Source organism: uncultured Agitococcus sp. (genome assembly GCF_937920075.1).
In the GTDB taxonomy this organism is placed as follows: domain Bacteria; phylum Pseudomonadota; class Gammaproteobacteria; order Pseudomonadales; family Moraxellaceae; genus Agitococcus.
Genome location: NZ_CALETI010000224.1, coordinates 1 through 2,126, shown reverse-complemented (window position 1 = coordinate 2,126; position 2,126 = coordinate 1). Strand labels below are relative to the sequence as shown.

The window sequence follows — 2,126 nt, the reverse complement described above, 5'->3', positions numbered from 1 at the left end:
ACGTTCAAACGATTAGCGAGCCAAACGATATTAATTTTATTGTCGGCTTAGCTGGCGGATACGAGGTTTTTGGCAAGCCTGAGCAGTACGAAGCGTTTTTAGATAAATATCTTAAGTGGCTTGAGAAGCGAAAATAAAAAAGCCCTCGTTATGAGGGCAATTTTTTGATTTATTTTAATTTTGTGCTATAAATTTTGTATCACCGTAAAAATGAGTACAAGAAATGGCTAGCGAGGGTGTTGTTTTAGATATAATCGGTGGCAATGCGATTTTTACTAGCTTATTAACTGGTCATGTATTATTAACTCGGTGTTTAAAGACGATCAAAAATACTCAAGAATTAATAATTTTAATTGACGAGTTATATAAAAAAACGTGGTTTAATAAATCAATGCAGAATCAGATAGAAAATGAAGTTTTAAGTCTGCTAAGGGGAATTTGATGTTAAAATTTTTATTAATTCGCGAGATCAAAACAGACAAACAAACGCATGGCAGATTGTTTAAAATCAACGATAAAAATGAGCGTGAATTTATTTGTTATACGCTAGAAGATGCTATTCGAGATAAGAAGATTAAGAACGAGACAGCGATTAAAGCAGGAACTTATACTGTGATCGTTACGATGTCGTCAAGATTCAAGAAAGAGTTGCCCTTGTTGTTGAATGTGCCAGAGTTTTCAGGTGTGCGGATTCATGGCGGCAATACTGAAAAAAATACAGAGGGTTGCGTTTTGGTTGGCATGGTTCGACACATGAACGCAATTAGTAATTGTGCGCCAGCTGTTGCGTTAATTACAAAAATGATTAAAGAAGCTAAACAGGCTGAGCTAAAGATTGTTTAATTCATGTGATGGGAACGGACTCACCTTTATTCCTCGAAAGAGGCTTTTTTATTGCCTAAATTTTACCATGTGGTATATTTTTAAGCATGGCCTGACTTTTGGGGTGTGTTATGTATTTACTAAAACGATTAAAAGAGCCGTCAACGTGGGCAAGCCTGTCAGCAGCCAGTGCAGCTTTAGCAAGTGTACCCGCATTTTCAGCTCATGCACTGACAGCGAGTGCCGTATTTGCTGCTATTGGGATATTACTAAAAGAACAGGGAAGTAGCGACAATGCCTAAAGAGCCAGAGTTATCATTTTTTCAACAGTTAATGGCATTTGCATCATTAGCAGGATTGGGCGGAGTTGTTAATTATCTAACAACAATAAAAACAGGTAAAAAATTTAAATGGTCATCATTCTGGATTGAGTTTATATGCAGTGCTTTTGTTGGTGTTGTATTTGGATTGTTTTTTGTTGCAACTGATATGCCTATTATTATGTCGTTGGCTGGTGCGGGTGTTGCAGGTCATTTGGGTACGAGGTCGTTAATGATGTTAAAAGACAAATACGGATTAAAAGATTATGAAAGATGATCCAAACTATTTTGTAATCTATACTATAGTTTCTATGATTAGTTTCCTGTTTTTATTGTTGTGATTAATGTAAATGAATAGATAAAATAATGGATAGTGTTGACAAAATTCGGGATGATTCGCCTGAACTTTAAAACCATTCTCTATTATAATCTGAATAATCGCACGATGTTCTCGTCTCCAAGCATCTCATTCCTCCTCCGCTCATGCTTCTTCCCAAACAAATCGATAATTAGCCAAAATCCCTAATGCCGATGCTTCCTTTGCCTAGCTTTGTAGGCATCATACCTAACTTTCAGCCTTTGGATGCTCCTCTTTAGTCTAAGCCATAATAAGACAAAACATATTTTAATTGGATTGGGGATGCGTTTGACAATATAATATACAGAAAATATGAGTAAACCTCTTATTGCAAAATAGATGATGTGGAATAGAACTGGAACATCTGGGCTTGCGATGTTACCAAACTTACTCAGCCGAGTACAAAGCCTCCAGGAACTGTGGGTCAGAGTAACCAAAAAGTCTAGGAGTAGCAAATTAAACAATTTTATATTCCAAAAAATGCAGCTGATCGCACTCTGGTCTTTGAGTCTCGATTCGAGTGTGGGAATTTGTCGTTAGTTTCTAAAGTCACAGATACTGAATATAATCTTTTGTTACAAAATGATATAAATACAAATGGTTATTCACAGTGGTTCTTTTTTAAA

At 36.1% G+C, this 2,126-nt stretch carries 5 protein-coding genes; all 5 read left to right on the top strand.

What is annotated here, in order from left to right; all coding sequences use genetic code 11:
- Positions 1-223: 223 nt before the first annotated feature.
- Positions 224-442, top strand: a complete 219-nt coding sequence (locus Q0212_RS08075) for a hypothetical protein (RefSeq protein ID WP_297924337.1) — start codon at positions 224-226, stop codon at positions 440-442.
- Entirely contained in the window at positions 442-843 is a 402-nt protein-coding gene (locus tag Q0212_RS08070; RefSeq protein WP_297924335.1) for a DUF5675 family protein, read from the top strand. The genes Q0212_RS08075 and Q0212_RS08070 overlap by 1 nt, the downstream gene beginning before the upstream one ends.
- Before the next feature lie 110 nt (positions 844-953).
- On the top strand, positions 954-1,124 hold the full coding sequence (locus Q0212_RS08065) for a hypothetical protein (protein ID WP_297924333.1): 171 nt from the start codon (positions 954-956) through the stop codon (positions 1,122-1,124).
- Positions 1,117-1,419 (top strand): phage holin family protein, encoded by a 303-nt coding sequence (locus Q0212_RS08060; RefSeq protein ID WP_297924331.1) that lies wholly within the window; start codon positions 1,117-1,119, stop codon positions 1,417-1,419. Before Q0212_RS08065 ends, Q0212_RS08060 begins: the two co-directional genes overlap by 8 nt.
- A gap of 536 nt (positions 1,420-1,955) precedes the next feature.
- Positions 1,956-2,126 (top strand): M14-type cytosolic carboxypeptidase (locus tag Q0212_RS16795; protein WP_367175755.1); only part of this gene is annotated, 171 nt, incomplete at its 3' end.

Coding starts and splice junctions, on each gene's coding strand:
- Q0212_RS08075 (WP_297924337.1), top strand. CDS start 224: ATGGCTAGCGAGGGTGTTGTTTTAGATATAATCGGTGGCAATGCGATT.
- Q0212_RS08065 (WP_297924333.1), top strand. CDS start 954: ATGTATTTACTAAAACGATTAAAAGAGCCGTCAACGTGGGCAAGCCTG.
- Q0212_RS08060 (WP_297924331.1), top strand. CDS start 1,117: ATGCCTAAAGAGCCAGAGTTATCATTTTTTCAACAGTTAATGGCATTT.
- Q0212_RS08070 (WP_297924335.1), top strand. CDS start 442: ATGTTAAAATTTTTATTAATTCGCGAGATCAAAACAGACAAACAAACG.